General features: G+C 71.7%; 16 protein-coding genes and 2 pseudogenes. 11 read left to right on the plus strand and 7 right to left on the minus strand.

Annotated elements, in window-relative coordinates; translation table 11 throughout:
• Positions 1-62 precede the first annotated feature (62 nt).
• From ADL12_RS10795 to ADL12_RS10805, 3 genes are read left to right on the plus strand one after another with little or no spacing between them, the layout of a single operon-like run.
• Positions 63-818 carry a (Fe-S)-binding protein gene (locus ADL12_RS10795; protein WP_062700959.1) on the plus strand — a complete coding sequence of 252 codons (756 nt, stop codon included), beginning with the start codon at positions 63-65 and terminating at the stop codon, positions 816-818.
• Complete coding sequence (locus ADL12_RS10800) at positions 815-2,302, plus strand: LutB/LldF family L-lactate oxidation iron-sulfur protein (protein WP_062700961.1); 1,488 nt, start codon at positions 815-817, stop codon at positions 2,300-2,302. Before ADL12_RS10795 ends, ADL12_RS10800 begins: the two co-directional genes overlap by 4 nt.
• Entirely contained in the window at positions 2,299-2,940 is a 642-nt protein-coding gene (locus ADL12_RS10805; RefSeq protein ID WP_062700962.1) for a LutC/YkgG family protein, read from the plus strand. Before ADL12_RS10800 ends, ADL12_RS10805 begins: the two co-directional genes overlap by 4 nt.
• Positions 2,941-2,950: 10 nt before the next feature.
• Here ADL12_RS10805 and ADL12_RS10810 read toward each other — a convergent pair whose 3' ends face one another.
• Both ADL12_RS10810 and ADL12_RS10815 read right to left on the minus strand, forming a co-directional pair.
• A complete protein-coding gene (locus ADL12_RS10810; protein WP_062700964.1) occupies positions 2,951-4,489 on the minus strand; it encodes an FAD-dependent oxidoreductase in 1,539 nt (512 codons plus the stop codon).
• A 224-nt stretch (positions 4,490-4,713) separates the two neighbouring features.
• Positions 4,714-5,643 (minus strand): hypothetical protein, encoded by a 930-nt coding sequence (locus ADL12_RS10815; RefSeq protein WP_062700966.1) that lies wholly within the window; start codon positions 5,641-5,643, stop codon positions 4,714-4,716.
• 216 nt (positions 5,644-5,859) lie between these two features.
• Here ADL12_RS10815 and ADL12_RS10820 point away from each other — a divergent pair, with 216 nt between their 5' ends.
• Positions 5,860-6,645 (plus strand): ABC transporter ATP-binding protein, encoded by a 786-nt coding sequence (locus tag ADL12_RS10820; RefSeq protein WP_425265087.1) that lies wholly within the window; start codon positions 5,860-5,862, stop codon positions 6,643-6,645.
• Positions 6,646-6,648: 3 nt separating this feature from the next.
• Positions 6,649-7,959, plus strand: coding sequence for an ABC transporter permease (locus ADL12_RS10825; RefSeq protein ID WP_062700970.1), 1,311 nt, complete (start codon positions 6,649-6,651; stop codon positions 7,957-7,959).
• A 165-nt stretch (positions 7,960-8,124) separates the two neighbouring features.
• Here the strand turns inward: ADL12_RS10825 and ADL12_RS50090 are convergent.
• Positions 8,125-8,539: pseudogene (locus tag ADL12_RS50090) on the minus strand (TetR family transcriptional regulator); the annotation flags it as partial.
• A 146-nt stretch (positions 8,540-8,685) separates the two neighbouring features.
• On the opposite strand from ADL12_RS50090, the gene ADL12_RS10835 reads away from it, so the two are divergent.
• Together ADL12_RS10835 and ADL12_RS10840 are read left to right on the plus strand one after the other, a co-directional pair.
• Positions 8,686-9,552, plus strand: a complete 867-nt coding sequence (locus ADL12_RS10835; RefSeq protein ID WP_062700972.1) for an AAA family ATPase — start codon at positions 8,686-8,688, stop codon at positions 9,550-9,552.
• Complete coding sequence (locus ADL12_RS10840) at positions 9,549-10,907, plus strand: vWA domain-containing protein (RefSeq protein WP_062700974.1); 1,359 nt, start codon at positions 9,549-9,551, stop codon at positions 10,905-10,907. The genes ADL12_RS10835 and ADL12_RS10840 overlap by 4 nt, the downstream gene beginning before the upstream one ends.
• A 50-nt stretch (positions 10,908-10,957) precedes the next feature.
• Here ADL12_RS10840 and ADL12_RS10845 read toward each other — a convergent pair.
• Positions 10,958-11,421 (minus strand): annotated as a pseudogene (locus ADL12_RS10845) (SDR family NAD(P)-dependent oxidoreductase); the annotation flags it as partial.
• A gap of 126 nt (positions 11,422-11,547) precedes the next feature.
• Between ADL12_RS10845 and ADL12_RS10850 the strand changes: the two are divergent.
• The gene (locus ADL12_RS10850; RefSeq protein WP_062700976.1) at positions 11,548-12,522 is read left to right on the plus strand and encodes an NAD(P)-dependent alcohol dehydrogenase; all 975 of its coding nucleotides are present in this window, start codon (positions 11,548-11,550) and stop codon (positions 12,520-12,522) included.
• A 24-nt stretch (positions 12,523-12,546) separates the two neighbouring features.
• On the opposite strand, the gene ADL12_RS10855 is transcribed toward ADL12_RS10850, so the two are convergent.
• The 3 genes from ADL12_RS10855 to ADL12_RS10865 all read right to left on the minus strand — a co-directional run bounded on the left by ADL12_RS10855 (position 12,547) and on the right by ADL12_RS10865 (position 14,809).
• Positions 12,547-12,909, minus strand: coding sequence for a cupin domain-containing protein (locus tag ADL12_RS10855; protein WP_062700978.1), 363 nt, complete (start codon positions 12,907-12,909; stop codon positions 12,547-12,549).
• A 140-nt stretch (positions 12,910-13,049) separates the two neighbouring features.
• Entirely contained in the window at positions 13,050-14,027 is a 978-nt protein-coding gene (locus ADL12_RS10860; protein WP_062700980.1) for a threo-3-hydroxy-L-aspartate ammonia-lyase, read from the minus strand.
• On the minus strand, positions 14,024-14,809 hold the full coding sequence (locus ADL12_RS10865) for a helix-turn-helix transcriptional regulator (protein WP_244187871.1): 786 nt from the start codon (positions 14,807-14,809) through the stop codon (positions 14,024-14,026). The genes ADL12_RS10860 and ADL12_RS10865 overlap by 4 nt, the downstream gene beginning before the upstream one ends.
• A 153-nt stretch (positions 14,810-14,962) precedes the next feature.
• On the opposite strand from ADL12_RS10865, the gene ADL12_RS10870 reads away from it, so the two are divergent.
• The 3 genes from ADL12_RS10870 to ADL12_RS10880 are packed head-to-tail and all read left to right on the plus strand — an operon-like array spanning position 14,963 to position 20,305.
• Positions 14,963-16,135, plus strand: a complete 1,173-nt coding sequence (locus ADL12_RS10870; RefSeq protein ID WP_062700982.1) for an MFS transporter — start codon at positions 14,963-14,965, stop codon at positions 16,133-16,135.
• Between the two features lie 37 nt (positions 16,136-16,172).
• Positions 16,173-17,939: a beta-galactosidase gene (locus ADL12_RS10875; RefSeq protein ID WP_062700984.1), complete on the plus strand. Its 1,767-nt coding sequence runs from the start codon at positions 16,173-16,175 to the stop codon at positions 17,937-17,939.
• Positions 17,936-20,305, plus strand: coding sequence for a beta-galactosidase (locus tag ADL12_RS10880; protein ID WP_062700986.1), 2,370 nt, complete (start codon positions 17,936-17,938; stop codon positions 20,303-20,305). Before ADL12_RS10875 ends, ADL12_RS10880 begins: the two co-directional genes overlap by 4 nt.
• Positions 20,306-20,316 lie beyond the last annotated feature (11 nt).

Consider the following 20,316-nt stretch of genomic DNA (forward strand, 5'->3'; position numbering starts at 1 on the left):
CCCCCGGGCCGCGCGCCCGCATTACGCTGCACTCATCCGATGATCGATCACAAGGAGCCGCGATGCGTGTCGCCCTGTTCCTGACCTGTGTCAACGACACGCTCTATCCGGACACCGGGCGCGCCGTGGTGAAACTGCTGACCAGGCTGGGCGTCGAGGTCGACTTTCCGATGGGCCAGACCTGTTGCGGGCAGGCGCACTACAACACCGGTTACCGGCATGAGGCCGAGCCGCTGGCCCGGCATTTCTCCGATGTCTTCGGGGAGTACGAGGCGATCGTCACCCCGTCCGGCTCGTGCGGGGCGATGGTGCGGGAGCTCTATCCGCGGATGGGTGAGCGGGCGCGGGCCGAGGGGCGCGGCGACACGCTCGCGGCGACGCTGGCGCCGGTGGTGCCGAAGACGTACGAGCTGACGGAGTTCCTGGTGGATGTGCTGGGGGTGACGGACGTGGGGGCCTACTACCCGCACAAGGTCACCTATCACCCGACCTGCCACGGGCTGCGCGGGCTGGGGCTCGGCGACCGGCCCCGGCGGCTGCTCCAGGCCGTCAAGGGGCTGGAGTTGGCCGAGTTGCCGGGCGCCGACGAATGCTGCGGTTTCGGCGGCACCTTCGCGCTGAAGAACTCCGATGTCTCGGCGGCGATGGGTGCGGACAAGGTACGCAACGCCGAGTCGACCGGCGCCGAGGTGCTGTGCGCGGCCGACAACTCCTGTCTGATGCACATCGGGGGGACCATGACCCGGCTGCGGACCGGCATGCGGTCCGTGCACATCGCGGAGATCCTGGCGAGCACGGAGGAGGAACCGACCGTATGAGCGGGACGTTCGTAGGGATGCCGGCCTTTCCCAAGGCCGCGCACGAGGCCGTACACGACCAGACCCTGCGCGGCAATCTGCGGCACGCCACGCACACCATCCGCGCCAAGCGGGCGAAGGCCGTCGCGGAGGTGTCCGACTGGGCGGCGCTGCGGGAGGCCGGGAAGCTGATCAAGGACCACACGCTGCGTCATCTCGACCGGTATCTCGTGCAGTTGGAGGAGTCGGTCACGGCGGCGGGCGGTACGGTCCACTGGGCCGCCGACGCCGTCGAGGCCAACCGGATCGTGGCGGACCTCGTCAAGGCGACCGGCGAGTCGGAGGTCGTCAAGGTCAAGTCGATGGCGACGCAGGAGATCGGGCTCAACGAGGCGCTGGAAGCGGAGGGCATCCGCGCCTACGAGACCGATCTCGCCGAGCTGATCGTGCAGTTGGGCAAGGACCGGCCCTCGCACATCCTCGTCCCCGCCATCCACCGCAACCGGGGCGAGATCCGGGACATCTTCCGCAAGGAGATGAGCGAGTGGGGCCGCCCCGCACCCGAGGGCCTCACCGACACGCCCGCTGAACTCGCCGAGGCGGCCCGCCTGCACCTCCGCGAGAAGTTCCTGCGGGCCAAAGTCGGCATCTCCGGCGCCAACTTCATGGTCGCCGAGACCGGCACGATGGTGGTCGTGGAGTCCGAGGGCAACGGGCGGATGTGCCTGACGCTGCCCGAGACGCTGATCTCGGTCGTCGGCATCGAGAAAATCGTGCCCACCTGGCAGGACCTGGAGGTGTTCCTGCAGACACTCCCCCGCTCCTCCACCGCCGAGCGCATGAATCCGTACACGTCCATGTGGACCGGTACAACAGACTCCGAGACGGCTGACGGCCCGCAGAACTTCCACCTGGTCCTGCTCGACAACGGCCGCACCGACACCCTCGCCGACGAGGTCGGCCGCCAGGCCCTGCGCTGCATCCGCTGCTCGGCGTGCCTGAACGTGTGCCCGGTGTACGAGCGGGCCGGCGGGCACGCCTACGGCTCGGTGTACCCGGGCCCGATCGGTGCCATCCTCAGCCCTCAACTCAGGGGCGTGACAAGCGAGATCGACGCCTCGCTGCCGTATGCGTCGTCGCTGTGCGGCGCCTGCTACGAGGTGTGCCCGGTCGCCATCGACATCCCCGAAGTGCTGGTGCATCTGCGGGAGCGCGTCGTGGAGGGCGGTCAGGTGACCGCGCAGGGCAACAAGGTGGTGCTGAAGCCAGCGAAGGGGCACGCCGCCGAACGGGCCGCGATGCGGGCGGCGCGCTGGGCCTTCAGCCGTCCGGGCGCCCTGCGCGCCGGGCAGCGGCTCGCCTCGCGTACCCGGCGCTTGCATCCACGGTCGCTGCCGGGGCCGGGGAAGGCGTGGAGCGGGACGCGGGATCTGCCGACCGTGCCGAAGGAGCCGTTCCGGGACTGGTGGCAGCGGACGAACGGCGGAAAGGACGGTGGCAAGTGAGCAGCAGGGAACGGATCCTGGGCCGGGTGCGGCGTGCGCTGGGGGACGGACCACGGGACGACACTCCGTACGAGCAGGCGGTGCCGCGCGACTATCTGCGCGAGCACGGGACGCGCAGTGTTGCGGAGACGGTCGATCTGCTGGCTGAGAACCTGGCGGACTACCGGGCGATCGTGCACCGCTGCACGGCCGCCGATCTCGCGGCGACGATCGCCGGGATGCTCGCCGCGCGGGGTGCGAAGACGGTGCTCGTGCCGCCGGGGCTGGAGCCGGAGTGGCTCTCGGCGACCGCCGCGGAGCGCATCGCGGACCGGCCGGAGAGCACCCCGCATGAACTGGACGGGGTCGACAGCGTGGTCACGGCGTGCGCGGTGGCCGTCGCCGAGACCGGCACCATCGTGCTGGACGGCTCGGCCGACCAGGGGCGTCGCCGTATCACTCTCGTCCCCGACCACCACATCTGTGTCGTACGGGTCCCCGAGCAGGTCGTCTCCTCCGTCCCGCAGGCCCTCGAACGCCTGGACCCCACCCGCCCGTTGACGTGGATCTCGGGCCCCTCGGCGACCAGCGACATCGAGCTGGACCGGGTCGAGGGGGTGCACGGTCCGCGCACCCTGGAGGTCGTGCTGGTCGGCTGAGTGAAGCGCCTCAGGTGTCGCGCGGCTCCAGCGGCCGCACGGCGGGGCCCTGCACGACGCGGCCGCCGGGGTCGAAGCGGGAGCCGTGGCAGGGGCATTCCCAGGTCCGCTCGGCGCGGTTGAAGGCGACCAGGCAGCCCAGGTGCGTGCACTTCGCGGAGACGGCGTGCAGCTTTCCGTCCTCGTCCCGGTGGACGGCACAGCGCTTGCCGGACACGTGGACGACGGCGCCGTCGCCCGGAGCGATCTCGTCCACCGAGGTGGTCGAGGGGCCCGGCAGGTGCTGGAGCCGGTCGCCGACGAAGTGGCGTGCCACGTCGGCCTGGTGTTTGAGGAAGTCCTTCCCCTCGCGCAGGACGGACGTCACGCGGCGCGGGTCGTACAGGTCGCTCCAGGTGTTCTCGCGGCCGGTGATCAGATCGCACAGGAGGCGGCCCGCCATGATCCCGCTCGCGAGTCCCCAGCCGCCGAAGCCGGTGGCCACGTAGGTGTGCCGGCTCGCGGGGTGCAGGGGGCCGACGAGGGGCACGGAGTCGGTGGGGTCGTTGTCCTGCGTCGCCCACCGGTGCGTGAAGTCGAGGTCGCCGAAACGCTCGACCGCCCACGCGGACAAAGTCTCGAACCGCGCCTCGACATCGCCGCCGGTGCCGGGGGTGAAGTGCTCTCCGGTGACGATGAGCAGGCGCTTGCCGTCCTCGTAGGGTGCCGTGCGCACGGAGCGGGTGTTCTGCTCGGGCGTGATGTACATGCCGGTCGGAGCGGCGGTCGTCTCGATGGGAGCGGCCACCACCAGTTCACGGCGGGGCGAGAGCCGGGTGAACAGCAGGGCCCGGTCGAAGATCGGATAGTGGGTCGCGACCACGACGGACCGCGCGGTCACCTTCACCCCGTCCTCGGTCGTGAGCACACACCGGTCGCCCTCGGAGAGACCGACCACGCGCGTGTGCTCGTGCACGCGGCCACCCAGGCGGCGCAGGTCCTCGGCGAGCGCGAGCAGGTACTTGCGGGGGTGGAACTGTGCCTGTTCCTCGACCCGGACCGCGCCCGCGACGGGGAACGGCAGGTCCGTGTCGGTCACGAATTCGGCGGGCAGACCCGCCTGGCGGGCCGCGGCGGCCTCGGCCCGCAGTTCGTCGGTGCGCTCGCCGTCCTCGGCGTAGGTGTACGCCGCCGTGTCCTCCCAGTCGCAGTCCACACCGAGCACCTCGGCGGTCTCGGCGGCGTGCCGGATCGCGTCCATCTGCGAGGCAGCGAACAGACGCGCCCCGTCCTTGCCGCGGGTGCGGCGGAGCCGGTCGTAGATCAGGGTGTGCTGCGCGCTCAGCTTGGCCGTGGTGTGCCCGGTGACGCCGGCGGCGACGCGGTCCGCCTCCAGCAGGGCGACCTCCTGGCCACGCCGGGCCAGCTCCCAGGCCGTGCTGAGCCCGGCTATGCCCGCGCCCACGACGGCGACGTCGACGGCGAGGTCGCCGTCCGGCGGGGGCGCGAGGTCGCCGGGCGGTGCCGTCTCGATCCAGTACGACGTGTGGGTTCGGGCCTGATCGTCCATGGCGGCCGAGTTCCCCGGACCGGCTGCGCCACACGACGGTTCGGGGGCGTGGGGATGTGCAGGGTCGCCGCCGTACGGCGACAGGTGCGCGGCGGCCGGCCGTGGGATCCGCCCGGTGGGGTCGAGGTGCGGGGCAGGAAGAAGCGCTGGGTGCCCGGGTGGGCCGGTGGGCCGGGTGTCGGGTGTCGGGTGTGGCGCCGAGTGCCGTGGTGAGCACCGTGGAATCAGGCGCTCTTCCCTGACCGCCTCGTCGAATCGCGGCTCAGGATGCCGAAGGCCCACCGCTCGTTGAAGCCCGCCACGAAGCCGATGGCACACCAGAAGCCCCAGAACTCGGTGCCCTTGGCGGCCGATCCCGGGCTTCCCGTGGCCGGGCAGATCTCGGCCGCGGTGGCGGGCGACTCGAAGACCGGGACGATGCCGCCGCTGAGCAGGAAGTAGACGGCGAGGGCGAGGATCCAGCCGACGAACACGCGGTAGACGCCCTCGTGCCGCATGCTGCGGGCCATCTGGCCGGGGACGACGACGTCCTCGCGCCCGTCGGTCAGTCGACGGGTCAGCTGGTCCACGCTGCCCCGCAGCCGTACCAGCACACTGAGCACGGCCCCGAACGCCCCGACACCGCCGCACACGAACGCGCCGAGCATGCTCCAGCGGTTGGTGCAGTTCAGCGTCACGCCGAGGGCACCGAGCAGGTCGACGCCCCAGAGCAGCGGCACGGCGAGCAGAGCGAGGCTTGCGGCCGAGCCGACGGCGAGGCCGATGTTCAGGCCCCGGCTGACGGCGGTCGCACTGTCCTGCGCCAGCCGGCCCTTCAAGTCGCGGATCTCCTGGTCGAGACAGGCGGTCAGGTGCTCGTTCGGCTTGGCGTCGGCGAGCCGCGGATCGCTCAGCGCGTTGCCGAGCACCCGCACCACCGCGACCCGCGCCGCCACCCGCGTTCTGCGCTCGAAGGCGCGCTGCGAGGCGCCGAGGAGAAGCTGCAGTTGCAGTTGCTGTTCGGGATACAGATCGCCGAACTTCACATAGGTGCCGTCGAAGCCGGCCGGCACGACCTCCCGCAGCCCTTCGGGCCATAACTCGGTGTCGGCCCCCTGGACCGACTCCCGCAATCCCCGCCACCACAGGTGGCGGCGTCCCCCGTTGTCCGTCATGAGAAAGCTGTACCGGTGCCGGATCCCGGCCGGAAGCCTCCCCGCGGCACCAGTCCGGTCACCGACGTCACGGAGCCGTGACCTCCGCCAGGCCCCCGTCCGGGGGTGTCGCTGAGTACACCCGGCAATACGGGTTCTGCGCCCAATGTGGTCCGCTCGCCGGCTCCGTAGCTTCTTCGGCAGGGCACAGGGAGTGCCGGACGGAGAGTGATGACGATGTTGCGCGCAGGCTCGCGACACACGCACGACAAGGGACCCGCCGCCGAGGCGCTCCGGCTGGTCAAGGTCACCAAGACCTACGGTGCGCACGACAGTGCCGTGACCGCCCTGGACGGGGTCACCCTCGGACTGGGCCGGGGCACCTTCACCGCGGTGATGGGGCCGTCGGGTTCCGGCAAGACCACGCTGCTGCACTGCGCGGCGGGGCTCGACCGGCCGGACAGCGGCATCGTGCGGGTGGACGGCACCGAGCTGACCGGGGGCGGCGAGGCCGAGCTGACGAAGTTCCGGCGGGGACGGATCGGGTTCGTGTTCCAGCAGTACAACCTGCTGGACACGCTCACCGTCGCGCAGAACACGGTGCTTCCGCTCAAGCTCGCCGGACAGCGCGTGGACCGCAGGCGGGCCAGGGAGGTCCTGACCTCCGTCGGCCTCGGCGACCGGCTCGGGCACCGCCCCGACCAGTTGTCCGGCGGTCAGCGGCAGCGCGTGGCGATCGCCCGCGCCCTGGTGACGGAGCCTCGGGTGATCTTCGCGGACGAGCCGACCGGCGCCCTTGACACGCGCAGTGCACGTGACGTGCTGCGGTTGCTCCAGCAGGCGGTGCGGGTGCACGGCCGGACCGTGGTGATGGTGACCCACGACCCGGTCGCCGCCTCCTACGCCGACTCGGTGCTGTTCCTGGCGGACGGCCGGCTGGCGGGCCGGATGGACGCCCCGACGGCGGACTCGGTGGCCGAACGCCTCGCGCACCTGGGCGACGACGTGGCGACGGGGGTGTGAGCGATGTTCCTGCTGGCCATGCGGTCGATACGGCACCACCCCGGGCGGTTCCTCGCGACGCTGCTGTCCGCCTTCCTGGGCGCGGCGATCATCATGACGTTCAACTCGCTGCACGACACGGCGGCGCAGGACGGCGTCGACCCGACCAGCGCGGAGACCCTGTCCACCGCGGCGGGCGTCGTCGGCGGCTACGGCACCCTGCTGGTCTTCTTCGCCGTCGCCTCCACCTTGACGGTCAACGTCCGTCAGCGCGCCGCCGAGTTGGCGCTGCTGCGCTGCTCGGGGGCGACTCCGGCGCAGCTGGGGCGGATGGTCGTGGGTGAGGCGGTGGCGGTGGCCCTGGTGGGTGCGGCGCTGGCGATCGGCCCGGCGATGCTGGGCGGACAGGCACTGCTGGAGGTGTTCCAGGACAGCGGCCAGGTCGCCGAGTCCGTCGACCACTCCTTCGGCCCGATCGCGCTCATGACGGGTATCGGCATCACGCTGCTCGCGTCGGCGGGCGCCGCCTTCCTCGCCGTACGGCGAGCCACGCGCGGGCACGAACGGCGGGGCGGGGCGCGGAAGTTCCTCGCGTACGCGGCGCTGCTCACCGGTGCGGCGTCGGTCTCCTCCACCTTCGTGTTCTCGGCGACGGACGCCGCCCTGATGGCGCCGCCGGCCTACGGGGCGATCCTGCTGTCGGTGGGCTTCGCGCTGCGGGCACCGCGGCTGCTGGAGGGCGTACTGGACCGGCTGCCGCTGAGCGGGGCGAGCGGCTGGCTGGCCGTACGGAATCTGCGGGAGCGGGCCGGTCATCTGGCCGGGATCCTGATGTCGCTGATCCTGTTCGCGGCGGTGGCCACCGCCACGCTCACCATGCAGGCGGTGGAGAGCGACGCCGTCGAGGCCTCGGGCCTGACGAAGTCGGTCGACGCCAAGAACCTCGAGACGCTCAACTTCACGGTCGTCGGCATCATCGCGGTCTTCGTCTGCGTGATGCTGGTCAACTCCCTGTATGCGGCGACGAGTTACCGCGCCCGGGAGTTCGGCCAGCAGCGCCTGGCGGGGGCGACCCCGGGCCAGGTGCTCGGGACGGTCGGTGCCGAGACGCTGATCCTGACCGTCACCGGAGTTCTCTTCGGCATGGTGGCCGCGCTGGCCGGGATCGTCCCGTTCACCGTGGTCCGCACCGACGGGGTGCTGCCGGGCGAGGCCTACGGCATCGGTGCCGCGGTGGTCGCGATCGCGGCGGCGGTGACGCTGGGGACGAGCCTGGTCACGGCCCGGCGGATGCTGCGCACTCCGGCGGTCGGGGCGGTCGCTGTGGCGTCATGAGAACGGTGACGTCGCGAGAAGGACCCCTACGACGAGGGGCGGCCGCTGCGGCGGCCGCCCCTTCCGTCACTTCACGCCGGCCGCGTCGAGCAGCGCGCTCATGGTCGCGGTGGCCGGCCCGTCCAGCGTCTCGACCTTCGCACTCGCCGGCGCGCCGGCCCTGCCCGCATCCAACAACACGGTCACGGTCGCGGTCGCCAGCCCCTCCAGGGTCTCCACCTTTGCACCCGCGCGCGCACCGGCCCCGTCGAAGACCAGCATCAGCTGGCGCGCGAGCAGCTCCGGATCCCGCGCCCCGCCTTCCCCCTCCCGCACGCGGAAGAAGCCCTCCAGTCGTTCCTTCGCCCCGCGGGCGACCACGCTCGCCGGGTGCTCGGGATCCTTCAGCTCGACCAGCGCGGCTGGACAGGGGCAGCCCCGGTAGGCGGGTTCCGCCGCTCGCGAAGAGCTGGTACATGGACCGTTTCGAGACCCCGGTGGTCCGGCACAGCGCCTCCACGCCGATGGAGACGCCCTCGCGGTAGAAAAGCTCGGCCGCGGCGTCGAGATGCCGGTCCTTGGTGGACGTCTTGTCCGATGTGGCCGTACGAGCGAGGTCACCTCGCCACGAAGCACCGGGAAACCGATCGGTATCCGCCCTTCCGGTACCCGGAACCACTGTGACAGCATCACTGAACAAGCGCTTAGATAGGTGCTCCGACTGTCGCCGCCGAGCTGGAGGCCCCGTTGTTCACATCCGTCGACGACGTCTCCGCACGTCTGGCCGAGACCGGCTATCTCGCCTCGCCCGCGGTCGCCACGACCGTCTTCCTCGCCGACCGCCTCGGCAAGCCGCTCCTGGTGGAGGGCCCCGCCGGGGTCGGCAAGACGGAGCTCGCCAAGGCCGTCGCCGAGGTCGCCGGAGCACGGCTCGTACGCCTGCAGTGCTACGAGGGGGTCGACGAGTCCCGGGCCCTGTACGAGTGGAACCACGCCAAGCAGCTGCTGCGCATCAGCGCGGGCCGCGACGAGACGTGGGACGAGACGCGCACGGACATCTTCAGCGAGGAGTTCCTGCTCACGCGGCCGCTGCTGACGGCCATCCGGGGCGACGACCCCAAGGTGCTGCTGATCGACGAGACCGACAAGGCGGACGTCGAGGTGGAGGGCCTGCTCCTGGAGGTGCTCAGCGACTTCCAGGTGACCGTGCCCGAGCTGGGCACCATCGCCGCAACGCGCCGCCCGTTCGTCGTCCTCACCTCCAACGCGAGCCGGGAGCTGTCCGAGGCGCTGCGCCGCCGCTGTCTCTTCCTGCACATCGGCTTCCCGGACGAGGAGTTGGAGCGCCGGATCGTACGGCTGAAGGTGCCGGGGCTCGACGAGGCGCTGGCCCGCTCGGTCGTACGGGTCGTGGGTGCGCTGCGGGCGATGGACCTGCGCAAGCTGCCGTCGGTCGCCGAGACCATCGACTGGGCGCGCACGCTGCTCGCGCTCGGCGCCGACACCCTGGACGAGACGGTCGTACAGGCCAGCCTCGGCGTCCTCCTCAAGCACCAGGACGACGTGCTCAAGGCGTCCGCCAAGCTGGACCTGGACACCCTGGGCGCCCTGTGACCACGCCCGCGGGTGTCGCGGAGCGGCTGACCTCCCTCGTCGGGGCGCTGCGCGCGCACGGTGTCCGGATCGGCACCGGCGAGACCGTGGACGCGGCGCAGGCGGTGGAGGCACTCGGCTTCGCGGACCGGGAGCTGCTGCGCGAGGGGCTGGCGGCGACGCTGTTGCACGGCACCGGCCAGCGGCAGGTGTTCGACCCGGTCTTCGACCTGTACTTCCCGCGCGGTGTCGGCGGGCCGGAGCAGAAGGCCGCGGGACGGGACGATCTGCGCGAACGGCTGGCGGCCGCGCTCACGGCCAACGACCACGTGATGATGGGCCGGTTGGCGGTCGAGGCGGTCGACGGGTTCGGTGGCTACGGTTCCGCGCCGGAGTCTGACGGCTGGTCGTCGTACCAGACGCTCGAACGACTGCGCCCGCAGACCCTGCTCGCCCGCGTCCGCGACAACATCCGGTCGCAGGGCGGCAGTTCGGGGTTCGCCGACCGGCTGCTGGAGGACGAGATCCGGCAGCGCATCGAGGCGTTCCGGGCGCTGGTGGCCGCGGAGGCGCGGCGCCGGGTCGCCGAGCGACGGGGCCGGGACGAGATCGCCCGGCGGGCGGTGACTCCGACCGCCGACCGGGTCGACTTCCTGTTCGCGGGGAAGGCTCAACTGGCCGAGCTGCGCAGGGCGGTTCAACCACTCGCCCGCAAGCTGGCGACCCGGCTCGCGGCCCGTCGCCGCCGCGCCTCCCGGGGCTCGATCGATCTACGGCGGACCCTGCGCGGGTCGCTGTCGACGGGTGGGGTGCCGATGAAGCCGGTGCTGCGTCGGCGGCGTCCCGTCCGCCCCGAACTGGTGCTGCTGTGCGATGTGTCGGGCTCGGTGTCCGGCTTCTCGGACTTCACGATGCTGCTGGTGCAGGCGCTGCACGACCAGTTCAGCAAGGTGCGCGTGTTCGCCTTCGTCAACCGGATCGACGAGGTGACCGGGCTGCTCGAACGCGGCACCGCCGACCCGGAGGGGCTCAGTGCCCGCATCGAGGCGGAAGCCACGCTCACCGGCTATCACGGCAGCAGCGACTACGGCATGGCGCTGGGCGAGTTCGCCGAACGGTACGGCGCCGCGGTCGGCCCGCGCACGACCGTGTTCGTCCTCGGCGACGCCCGCACCAACATGAGCGACCCGAATCTGCCTGCCGTACGGCAGATCGCCGGACGGGCGCGCCGCGTCTACTGGTTGAACCCCGAGCAGCGCTCCCGCTGGGGCACGGGCGACTCCGCCGCGCCCGACTACGCCGAGCTGGTCGAGATGCACGAGTGCCGCACCGCCCGGCAGCTCAGCGCGCTGGTGGCGCGCCTGCTGCCCGTGTGATCGGGAGCTGATCAAGCGGCGGTGAGCTGCGGGTAGAGGGCGCCCTACGCGATCCCGTCGAGGGCCTGGGCCGCGACACTCTCGGCTGTGGACTTGGGCGCGTCGATGCCGGCGGTCAGGTCGGTGCCGACGTAGCCGACGTGCAGGCCGGTGACCTCGATGCCGCGCGGCTTCAGGTCGAGGCGCAGCGAGTTGGTCTGTGACCAGAAGGCGGCCTTGGACGCGCTGTGGGAGCCGACGAGGCCGATCCACGACAGCACGGAGTGGACGTTGAGGATGTGGCCGCCGCCGTTGCGCTCGATGACGGGGACGAAGGCCCGGGTGACCAGGAGCGGTCCGTAGAAGTTGGTCTCGAATTCGCGCCGCACGTCGTCGACGGGCGAGTCGATGAAGTTCGCGTTCACCTGGCGTACACCTTCTTCGCGCCCCGCTCGTACAGGGCGGCGACCAGGGCGCGGCCGATGCCGCGGCTGCCGCCGGTGACCAGGGCGACGGAGCCTTCGATGGTGGTCATGGGTCTCTCCCGGCTGTCTCGGAACACGGACAAGGTCAGGGTCGGCCCCGGAGAAAATCAGGGTTCATCCCCGATATCCGGTTCCGTGGGCCTTCCGTACGCTCGCCACAAACAGAGGGGGATCCCATGAAGGCAGTGGTTCAGGACCGGTACGGCTCGGCGGACACGTTGGAGTTCAGGGACTTCGACACTCCGGTGCCGGCGGCCGACGAGGTGCTGGTGCGGGTGCACGCGGCCTCGGTCAACGCCTACGACTGGCATCTGATGCACGGCGACCCGAAGATCGCCCGCCTGGTCCTCGGAGTCACCAGGCCGAAGGCCAGGGTCCGGGGCCGGGACTTCGCCGGCCGCGTCGAAGCGGTGGGCAGCGGGGTCATGGGGCTCAAGCCCGGCGACGAGGTGTTCGGCGAGGCCGACGGCGCGTTCGCGGAGTTCGTGTGCGCAAAGGACACCATGGTGGGCCCGAAGCCGGCCAACCTGACCTTCGAGCAGGCGGCCGCGATACCCCTGGCGGGGAACACCGCCCTCATCGGGCTGCGGGACGTGGGCCGGGTGCAGCGGGGCCAGACGGTCCTGGTCAACGGCGCGTCGGGCGGTGTGGGCACGTTCGCCGTGCAGCTGGCCAAGGCGTACGGCGCGGAGGTGACCGCGGTGTGCAGCACGAGGAACGCGGACCTGGTCCGCTCCCTGGGCGCGGACTACGTCATCGACTACACCCGCGAGGACTTCGCCCGGGGCGGCCGGCGGTACGACGTCGTGCTGGACCTGGTGGGCAACCACTCGCTGGCCGGGTTCCGGCGCGCGATCACTCCCACCGGCACGCTCGTGCTGTCCGGCGGCGGCGTGTACGAGGGCGGCAGCATCGTCGGACCGATGGGGCTCTTCTTCAAGAGGCGGCTGGCGGCCCCCTTCGCCCGCCAGCGACTGCTCGAACTCCCGGCCAGGCAAAGCAGGGCGAACCTCGCGACGCTGCGCGAACTCGCCGAGTCCGGCCAGATGACCCCGGTCGTCGAGCGGACGTATCCGCTCAGCGAGGCGGCCGAGGCCATCCGGCACCTGGAGGTGGAGCACGCGCGCGCGAAGATCGTCGTCACCGTGTGACGAGCCGGCGCGGGACGGGCGGCGCTACTCCTTCTTCGCGTACTCCCTCGCCGTCTGCCCCTGGAAGTCATAGGCCACGCACTGCTCGTCGCCCACGACCCAGGCGTCGTGTCCGGGCGAGCAGACGAAGACGTCGCCGGGGCCGACTTCCTGTTCGCCGCCGTCGTCCATGCGGATGTGCATGCGGCCCTGGACGATGTAGCCGTTATGGTGCATCTGACAGCTCTCGGTGCCCGCGATCTGGGCCACGGACTCGGACCAGCGCCAGCCGGGCTCGAAGGTCGCCACGGCGAAGTCGAGGTCCGTCATGTGGACGGCTTCGAGGTGGCCGCGCGGGAAATCACGGCGCTCGTCCGGCTTGTCGAGCGTCTTCACTTCCAAGGTCATGACGCGCTCCCTTCCGGCCGCGGATCACCGCGACCGGGGCCGGTCTCCCCGGTGGCCCTGGACACCGCCGTCGGCGGCCGACCCCCTACCGGTCCATGGTCCGCCCGTCCATCCGGGCCCGCCAATCGGGGAACGTCCGCTCAGGCTTGCTTCCCACAGAGCTCGGCGAAGCGCTCGGCGTCGACATTGCCGCCGGAGATGATCACGCCGACCCGGCGCGGCAGCGCACCCGCCCGGCCGGCGAGCAGGGCGGCCAGCGGGGTGGCGCCGCTCGGCTCGACGACGATCTTCAGGCGTTCGAACGCGAACCGCATCGCGTCCCGGATCTCGTCGTCGCCGACCAGCGCGATCTCGTCGACGAGCCGCCGGTTCACGGAGAAGGTGAGCTCGCCCGGCGTGTGCAGGGCCTGGCCGTCGGCGATCGTGTGCGGCACCGGGATGCTGATCCGCCGCCCCGCTTCCAGGGATCGCTTGGTGTCGTCGCCGGCCTCCGGTTCGACGCCGATCATCCGGATGTCCGGGTGCAGCCCCTTGGCCACCGTGGCGCTGCCGGCGATCAGTCCGCCGCCCCCGACCGGCGTGACCAGCGCGTCCAACTCCCCTACCTCTTCGAGCAGTTCGAGGGCCGCGGTGCCCTGGCCTGCGATGACATGCGGGTGCTCGTAGGGCGGGATGAGCGCGAGGCCGCGCTCGGCGGCCAGGGCCTCGCCGATCGCGACGCGGTCGCCGGTGTAGCGGTCGTATGTGACGATCTCGGCGCCGTAGCCGACGGTCGCCGCCCGCTTCGACGGCGGGGCGTCCTCGGGCATGACGATCACCGCGGTGGTGCCGAGTTCCCGGGCGGCCAGGGCAACGGCCTGGGCGTGGTTGCCGGACGAGTAGGCGGCGATGCCGCGGTCCAGCTGCTCCGGCGTCAGACGGGAGGCCGCGTTGTAGGCGCCGCGGAACTTGAAGGCGCCGACGCGCTGGAAGTTCTCGCACTTGAGGAAGACCTCGGCACCGACGAGTTCGTCGAGCGTCCGCGAGCGCAGCACCGGCGTGCGGTGCGCGACGCCCTTGAGCCGCGCGGCGGCGTCGCGGACGTCGTCGAGGGTGACCGGTGGGGTGGTGGTCGTCACGCGTGTCCTCCAGGGGATGTCTCGTCGGTCGCTGCAAGGTCCGTCTCGGTCGCTGCGCGGTCCGTCGCTCGATCCGGCGCCCGGTCCGTCGTGCGGTCCGGCACTCGGTCCGTCACAGCCTGGGCGTCGGCGCGTGCCTGCGACAGATAGCTGTAGGCGGACGCGCGGGAGATGCCGAGCCGTGCCGCGACCTGTTCGATCGCGCGCCGCACGGCGAAGACGCCCCGCTCGTCCAGGCCGCGGAACAGCTCCAGGCGCTGGGCGCGGTCGAGAGCGGCCCAACTGCCGTTCTGCCGGAGCTGGTGGGCGTCGAGGATGGCGTCGACGACGGAGTCGATGTCGTTGCCGAAGGTGGTGACCGGCACGTCGGCCGGGGTGCCGCCGATGCCGGCGAGGGCGCCGAGCAGGGCGTGGGCGTCGCCGACGGCGGTGACGTCCAGGTTGACGCAGAGGGCACCGAACACGGTGCCCGTGGAGTCCCGCAGCACCATGGTGGACGCCTTGACCAGCTTGCCGCCCCGGGTCCGGGTGACGTAGTTCAGCTCGTCGCCCGCTCCGTCGCCGCGCGCGACGATCCGCATGCCGATCTCGCTCATCGCCCCGCCCACGGCCCGCCCGGTCACCGAACCGGCCACGGCGACCACGGACTTCTCCGGCCGCCGGTAGTCATGCAGGACCACCTCGCACATCGGCCCGAACGTGGCCGCGAGACCGTCGATGACCGGCGTCAGCGCGGCGACGATCGCGTCCCGCTCGGATTCCAGGGCCTGCTCGGCCGCCATCGCGCACTCCTCGTCCGCCCTTGGCTCGGCGTGATACCCCACCGAGCAGCTCCTAGACTATACGTCCAGAGCTTGTACTGGCAGTCCAGAGCATCCCGGAATGCGGCACGGATCTTGACGAGCGGCGTTATGTTACCGGTAACATAGCGCCTCATGACAGTGACGTCGGCACCCCCGCACCCCCGGGTCTTCAGCCCCGCCGCCGTAGTCGCCTCCTGCGTGGGCTTCATGCTCATCGGCGCCCTCCAGGCCCTGTACGGCCCCGCGATTCCCGCCTTCCGCGAGGAGTTCGGCCTGTCCCCGTCGGCGGCCGGGCTCGGGCTGAGCGCGCACTTCGTCGGCGGGGTGGCCGGCGTGCTGCTCTTCGACCGGCTCTACGGCCGGATCGGCAACCGGCGGATCCTGGGCGCCTCGTATCTGCTGATGGCCGTCGGCGCGGCCGGATTCGCGCTGGCGCCGAACTGGCCGACCGCCCTGGCCATGGCCCTGTTGGCCGGGCTCGGCTTCGGCGGTATCGACTACGGCCTCAACCAGCTGTTCGCGGTCGGCTTCGGCCACCGCTCGACCGCGATGCTCAACATCCTCAACGCCCACTTCGGCATCGGCGCGATCCTCGGCCCTGCCCTGATCGGCACGGTCGGCGCCGCCCACTACCCGGCCGTCTTCCTCGGCTTCGCGCTGGCCAACCTGCCGCTGCTGCTGTGCCTGCGCGGCGTACGCGACCGGGCGCCGCAGCCGTCCGAGGCGGCCGGCGAGTCGCACGGCGGTCAGGTTCTGGCCCGCAGTCTCGGCTCCGTGCTCGCCGTGTTCGTCGCCCTGTACGTCCTGCACGTCGGCATCGAGGCCGGTGTCGGCGGCTGGGAACCGACCCATCTGGAGACCGTCGGTTACAGCGCCGGATTCGCCGCGACCGCCACGTCCGTGTACTGGCTGATGATGACGGTCGGCCGCTTCCTGGTCGCCCCGATCGCGCTGCGTTTCTCGGCCCAGGCCATCATCACCGTCTCGTGCGCGGGCATGACGGTGTGCCTGCTGCTCGCCACTGTCCCCGCACTGGCTCCGTACGCGTACGCAGGCGTCGGCCTGTTCATCGCGCCGATCTTCCCGACCGGGCTGCCGTGGCTGAACCGTGCGGCCCCGCAGGCACGCAGAGCGGGAGCGGTGGTCATCGCCGCCTCCATGGTCGGCGGCGTGGTGGCGGGTCCGGCGTTGGGCAAGGCCATCGAGTGGTCCGGGATCCGCGCGGTCCCGCTCCTGCTGTCCGGTGTCTCGGCGCTGTGCCTCGCCGCCACGCTCTGGCTGATCCGCAGTACGCGAACTCGCTGAACCCGCTGCGCACTTCATAGCGAAGGGAAGCTTCCGCATGTCCTCTCTGACGACGTCCCCCGACGGTTTTCTGCTGCACGGCGAGCCGTTCCGGATCATCTCGGGCGCGATGCACTACTTCCGGATCCACCCCGACCAGTGGGCCGACCGGCTGCGCAAGGCCCGCTTGATGGGGCTCAACTCGGTGGAGACATACGTACCGTGGAACCTCCACCAGCCCGATCCCGACGGCCCCCTCGTCCTCGACGGCTTCCTCGACCTGCCCCGTTATCTGAGCCTCGCCCGCGACGAGGGCCTGCACGTCCTGCTGCGCCCGGGTCCGTTCATCTGCGCCGAGTGGGACGACGGCGGTCTGCCCGCGTGGCTGATCGCGGACCACGACATCCGGCTGCGCACCAGCGACCCCCGCTTCACCGGGGCCATCGACCGCTACCTCGACGTCCTGCTGCCCCCGCTGCTGCCGCACATGGCCGCGGCGGGCGGCCCGGTGATCGCCGTACAGGTGGAGAACGAGTACGGGGCCTACGGCGACGACTCCGCCTACCTCAAGCACCTCGAACAGGCCTTCCGCTCCCGGGGCGTCGAGGAGTTGCTCTTCACCTGCGACCAGGCCAACCCCGAGCACCTGGCCACCGGGGGCCTTCCCGGCGTCCTGGCCACGGCCACCTTCGGCAGTCGGGTCGACCAGAATCTGGCGGAGCTGCGCAGGCACCAGCCCGAGGGCCCCTTGATGTGCGCGGAGTTCTGGATCGGCTGGTTCGATCACTGGGGCGGGCCCCACCATGTGCGGGACGCGGCCGACGCCGCCGCCGACCTGGACCGCCTGCTGTCCGCGGGTGCCTCGGTCAACATCTACATGTTCCACGGCGGCACCAACTTCGGCTTCACCAACGGCGCCAACCACAAGTACGCCTACGAGCCCACCGTCACGTCCTACGACTACGACGCGGCCCTCACCGAGTGCGGCGACCCCGGCCCCAAGTACCACGCCTTCCGCGAGGTCATCGCCCGCCACGCACCGGTCCCCGACGAGCCGGCCCCCGCGCCCGCCATCAAACTCCCGCCCGTCATCGTCGAGTTGGACCGCCGAGCGCCGCTCCTCCCCCACGCGTCCACCCTCGCCGAACCGGTCCGCACCGACGACCCGGCCACGATGAACGGCCTGGGCCTGCAGACCGGTTACGCCCTCTACCGCACGACGTTCGAGGCGGCGGGCGACGGTCTGCTGCACTTCGCGGGCGGAGTCGGCGACCGCGCCCAGGTCTTCGTCGACGGCGCCCCCGTCGGCGTCCTCGAACGCGAACGGCACGACGAGACCCTCCCCGTGCGCGTGCCGCGCCCCGGCGCCACGCTGGAGGTACTCGTCGAGAACATGGGCGGTGTCAACTACGGCCCCCGCATCGGCGCCCCCAAGGGCCTCCTCGGCCCCGTCTCCTTCAACGGCATCCCCCTGCACGGCTGGGACTGCCACCCGCTGCCGCTGGACAGCCTGGACGCGGTGCCGTTCGAGCCGTCAGACGCACCCACGGCCGCCGAACCCGCCTTCCACCACGGCACCTTCGACGTCGACACCCCGGCCGACACCTTCCTCGCCCTGCCCGGCTGGACCAAGGGCCAGGCCTGGATCAACGGCTTCCACCTCGGCCGCTACTGGAACCGCGGCCCCCAGCACACCCTGTACGTCCCCGCGCCGGTCCTGCGCCCGGGCACCAACGACCTCGTCGTCCTGGAACTGCACGCCACCACCGCCACCCGCGCCCAGCTCACCGACACCGCCGACCTCGGACCGGAGAACACCTGGTGACCCAGCCACACCGCCTGCGCATCCCCGCACCCGCCACTCCCCCACTGACGGGGCACCTCCCGTTCGCCGACGCGCCCGGCGTCACCGACCCGATCGAGGTGACCAGCCGCTGGCTCACCCGCGGGGGACGCCCCTGGTTCCCGGTCTCCGGCGAGTTCCACTACTCCCGCTTCCCCGCCGGGGAGTGGGAGGAGGAGCTGCTGAAGATGAAGGCGGGCGGAGTGACCGCCGTGGCCTCCTACATCATCTGGATCCACCACGAGGAGATCGAGGGCCGCGTCCGTTTCGACGGCAACCGCGACCTGCGCCGCTTCGCCCAGCTGTGCGCCCGCCACGGCCTGGACTTCATCCCGCGCGTCGGCCCCTGGTCCCACGCGGAGGTCCGCAACGGCGGTCTGCCCGACTGGCTGCTGACCCGCGACTGCACGCCCCGCACCGACGACCCGGCGTATCTGGAGCCGGTGCGCGGCTGGTTCGCGGCCATCGCCGAGCAGCTGCGCGGCCTCGACCGCGGCCACGGCGGCCCGATCATCGCGATCCAGATCGAGAACGAGCTCTACGACCAGCCCGGTCACCTCAGGACGTTGAAGCGCCTCGCCCAGGAGGCCGGCCTGAGCGCGCCGATGTGGACGTCGACCGCGTGGGGCGGCGTCCAGCTCCCGGGCGACGAACTGCTCCCCCTGTACGGCGGCTACCCCGAGGCCTTCTGGACCGAGGCGGACGGCGGCTGGCCCGACACCTGCCGCAAGCACTTCTTCTTCACCCACCAGCGCGACGACGAGGGCATCGGCGCCGATCTGCGGCCGACCACCGTCCGGGGCGGTGACCCGGACGCCTTCGCGGACCGATTCCCCTGGGCCACCTGTGAGTTGGGCGGCGGCATGGCGGTGGCCTACCACCGACGGCCGCGTCTGAACGCCGCCGACATCGGCGCGCTCGGGCTCACCAAGATCGGCTGCGGCTCGGTGTGGCAGGGCTACTACATGTTCCACGGCGGCACGAATCCGGCCGGGGAGCTGTCCACACTCCAGGAGTCCCACGCCACCGCCTACCCCAACGACCTGCCCGTCCTGACGTACGACTTCCAGGCACCGCTCGGCGAGTACGGCCAGTACCGGCCCTCGTACGACGAACTGCGCCTCCAGCACCTGCTGTTGGCGGACCTCGGCCACCTCATCGCCCCGATGCAGTCCGTGCTGCCGCAGGATCGGCCCGCGGGCCAGCACGACCGGGACACGCTGCGCTGGGCGGTCCGCGCGGACGGCACCTCGGGCTTCCTGTTCGTCAACAACCACCAGCCGCACGAGCCCCTGCCCGACCGCCCGGACACCTCCTTCACGGTCGAATTCCCGGTCGGCGCAGGGACGTTGACCCTGCCCAGCTCGCCCGTGACCGTGCCCGCGGGAGCCTACTTCTGCTGGCCGCTGCGGCTCGACGTCGCGGGTGTGCGGCTGGAGTGGGCGACCGCGCAGCCGGTGTGCACGGTCGATCTCGGCGGACGTACGGTCCTCGTGCTCGCCGCCACCGACGGCATCGGGCCCGAACTCGCCCTGGACGCGGGCACGGTGAAGTCCGTGAGCGCGCCGTCCGGGGACATCGCCGACATCGACGGCCGGATCCTGGTGACGGGACTGCGGCCCGGAACCGACGCGCTGGTCGAGGTGGAGGCGGTGGACGGCGGGCGGGTCGGTCTGCTGGTGCTGGACGCGGCGACGGCTCGTACCGTCTACCGGGGTGAGGCGTGGGGTGCCGAGCGGCTGGTGTTGTGCGCCGACGGGGTCGTCTTCGACCGCGACGAGGTACGGGTGCACAGCACTGCCGCACGGCCGTCGTTCGCCGTGCTGCCCGCGCCGGAGCATCCGCTGGTGGTGGGCGGTGGGACGGTGGCCGGCGAGGCGGACGGGGTGTTCGCCCGCTACACCGTCGGGGGCGGCGGCGAGGGTGAGGCTTCCGCGGCGCCGGTCACCCTCGTCCGGCCTGCCGGTCCGGCGCCCGAGCCCTCGACGGGCGTGCTGAAGCGGGCGAGCGCGCCTGCCGACAAGTACTTCGACACGGTGGCCGTCGAGTACCGCATCGACGTACCGGAGGATCTCCCGGACGGGACCGTCCTGCGGCTGTACTGGAGCGGGGACGTGGGGCGGGCGTATGTGGGGGACACGCTGGTCGCCGACCAGTTCTTCTCGGGGCGGGTCTGGGACATCGGACGGCTCCCGGCGGGAGCGGTGCTGCGGGTGCGGGTGCTGCCCCTGCACGCCGACGCCAGGGTCCATGTGCCGCAGGACGCGGGGGACGCGGCGCGGACGGCTGCCGTGACGCGGGCCGAGTGGATCAGCAGCCGTACCTGGGCGGTCCGACCGCCGGGCTGAGCGGCGCCCGT

This window comes from Streptomyces regalis (genome assembly GCF_001509475.1).
Classification (GTDB): Bacteria; Actinomycetota; Actinomycetes; order Streptomycetales; family Streptomycetaceae; genus Streptomyces; species Streptomyces regalis.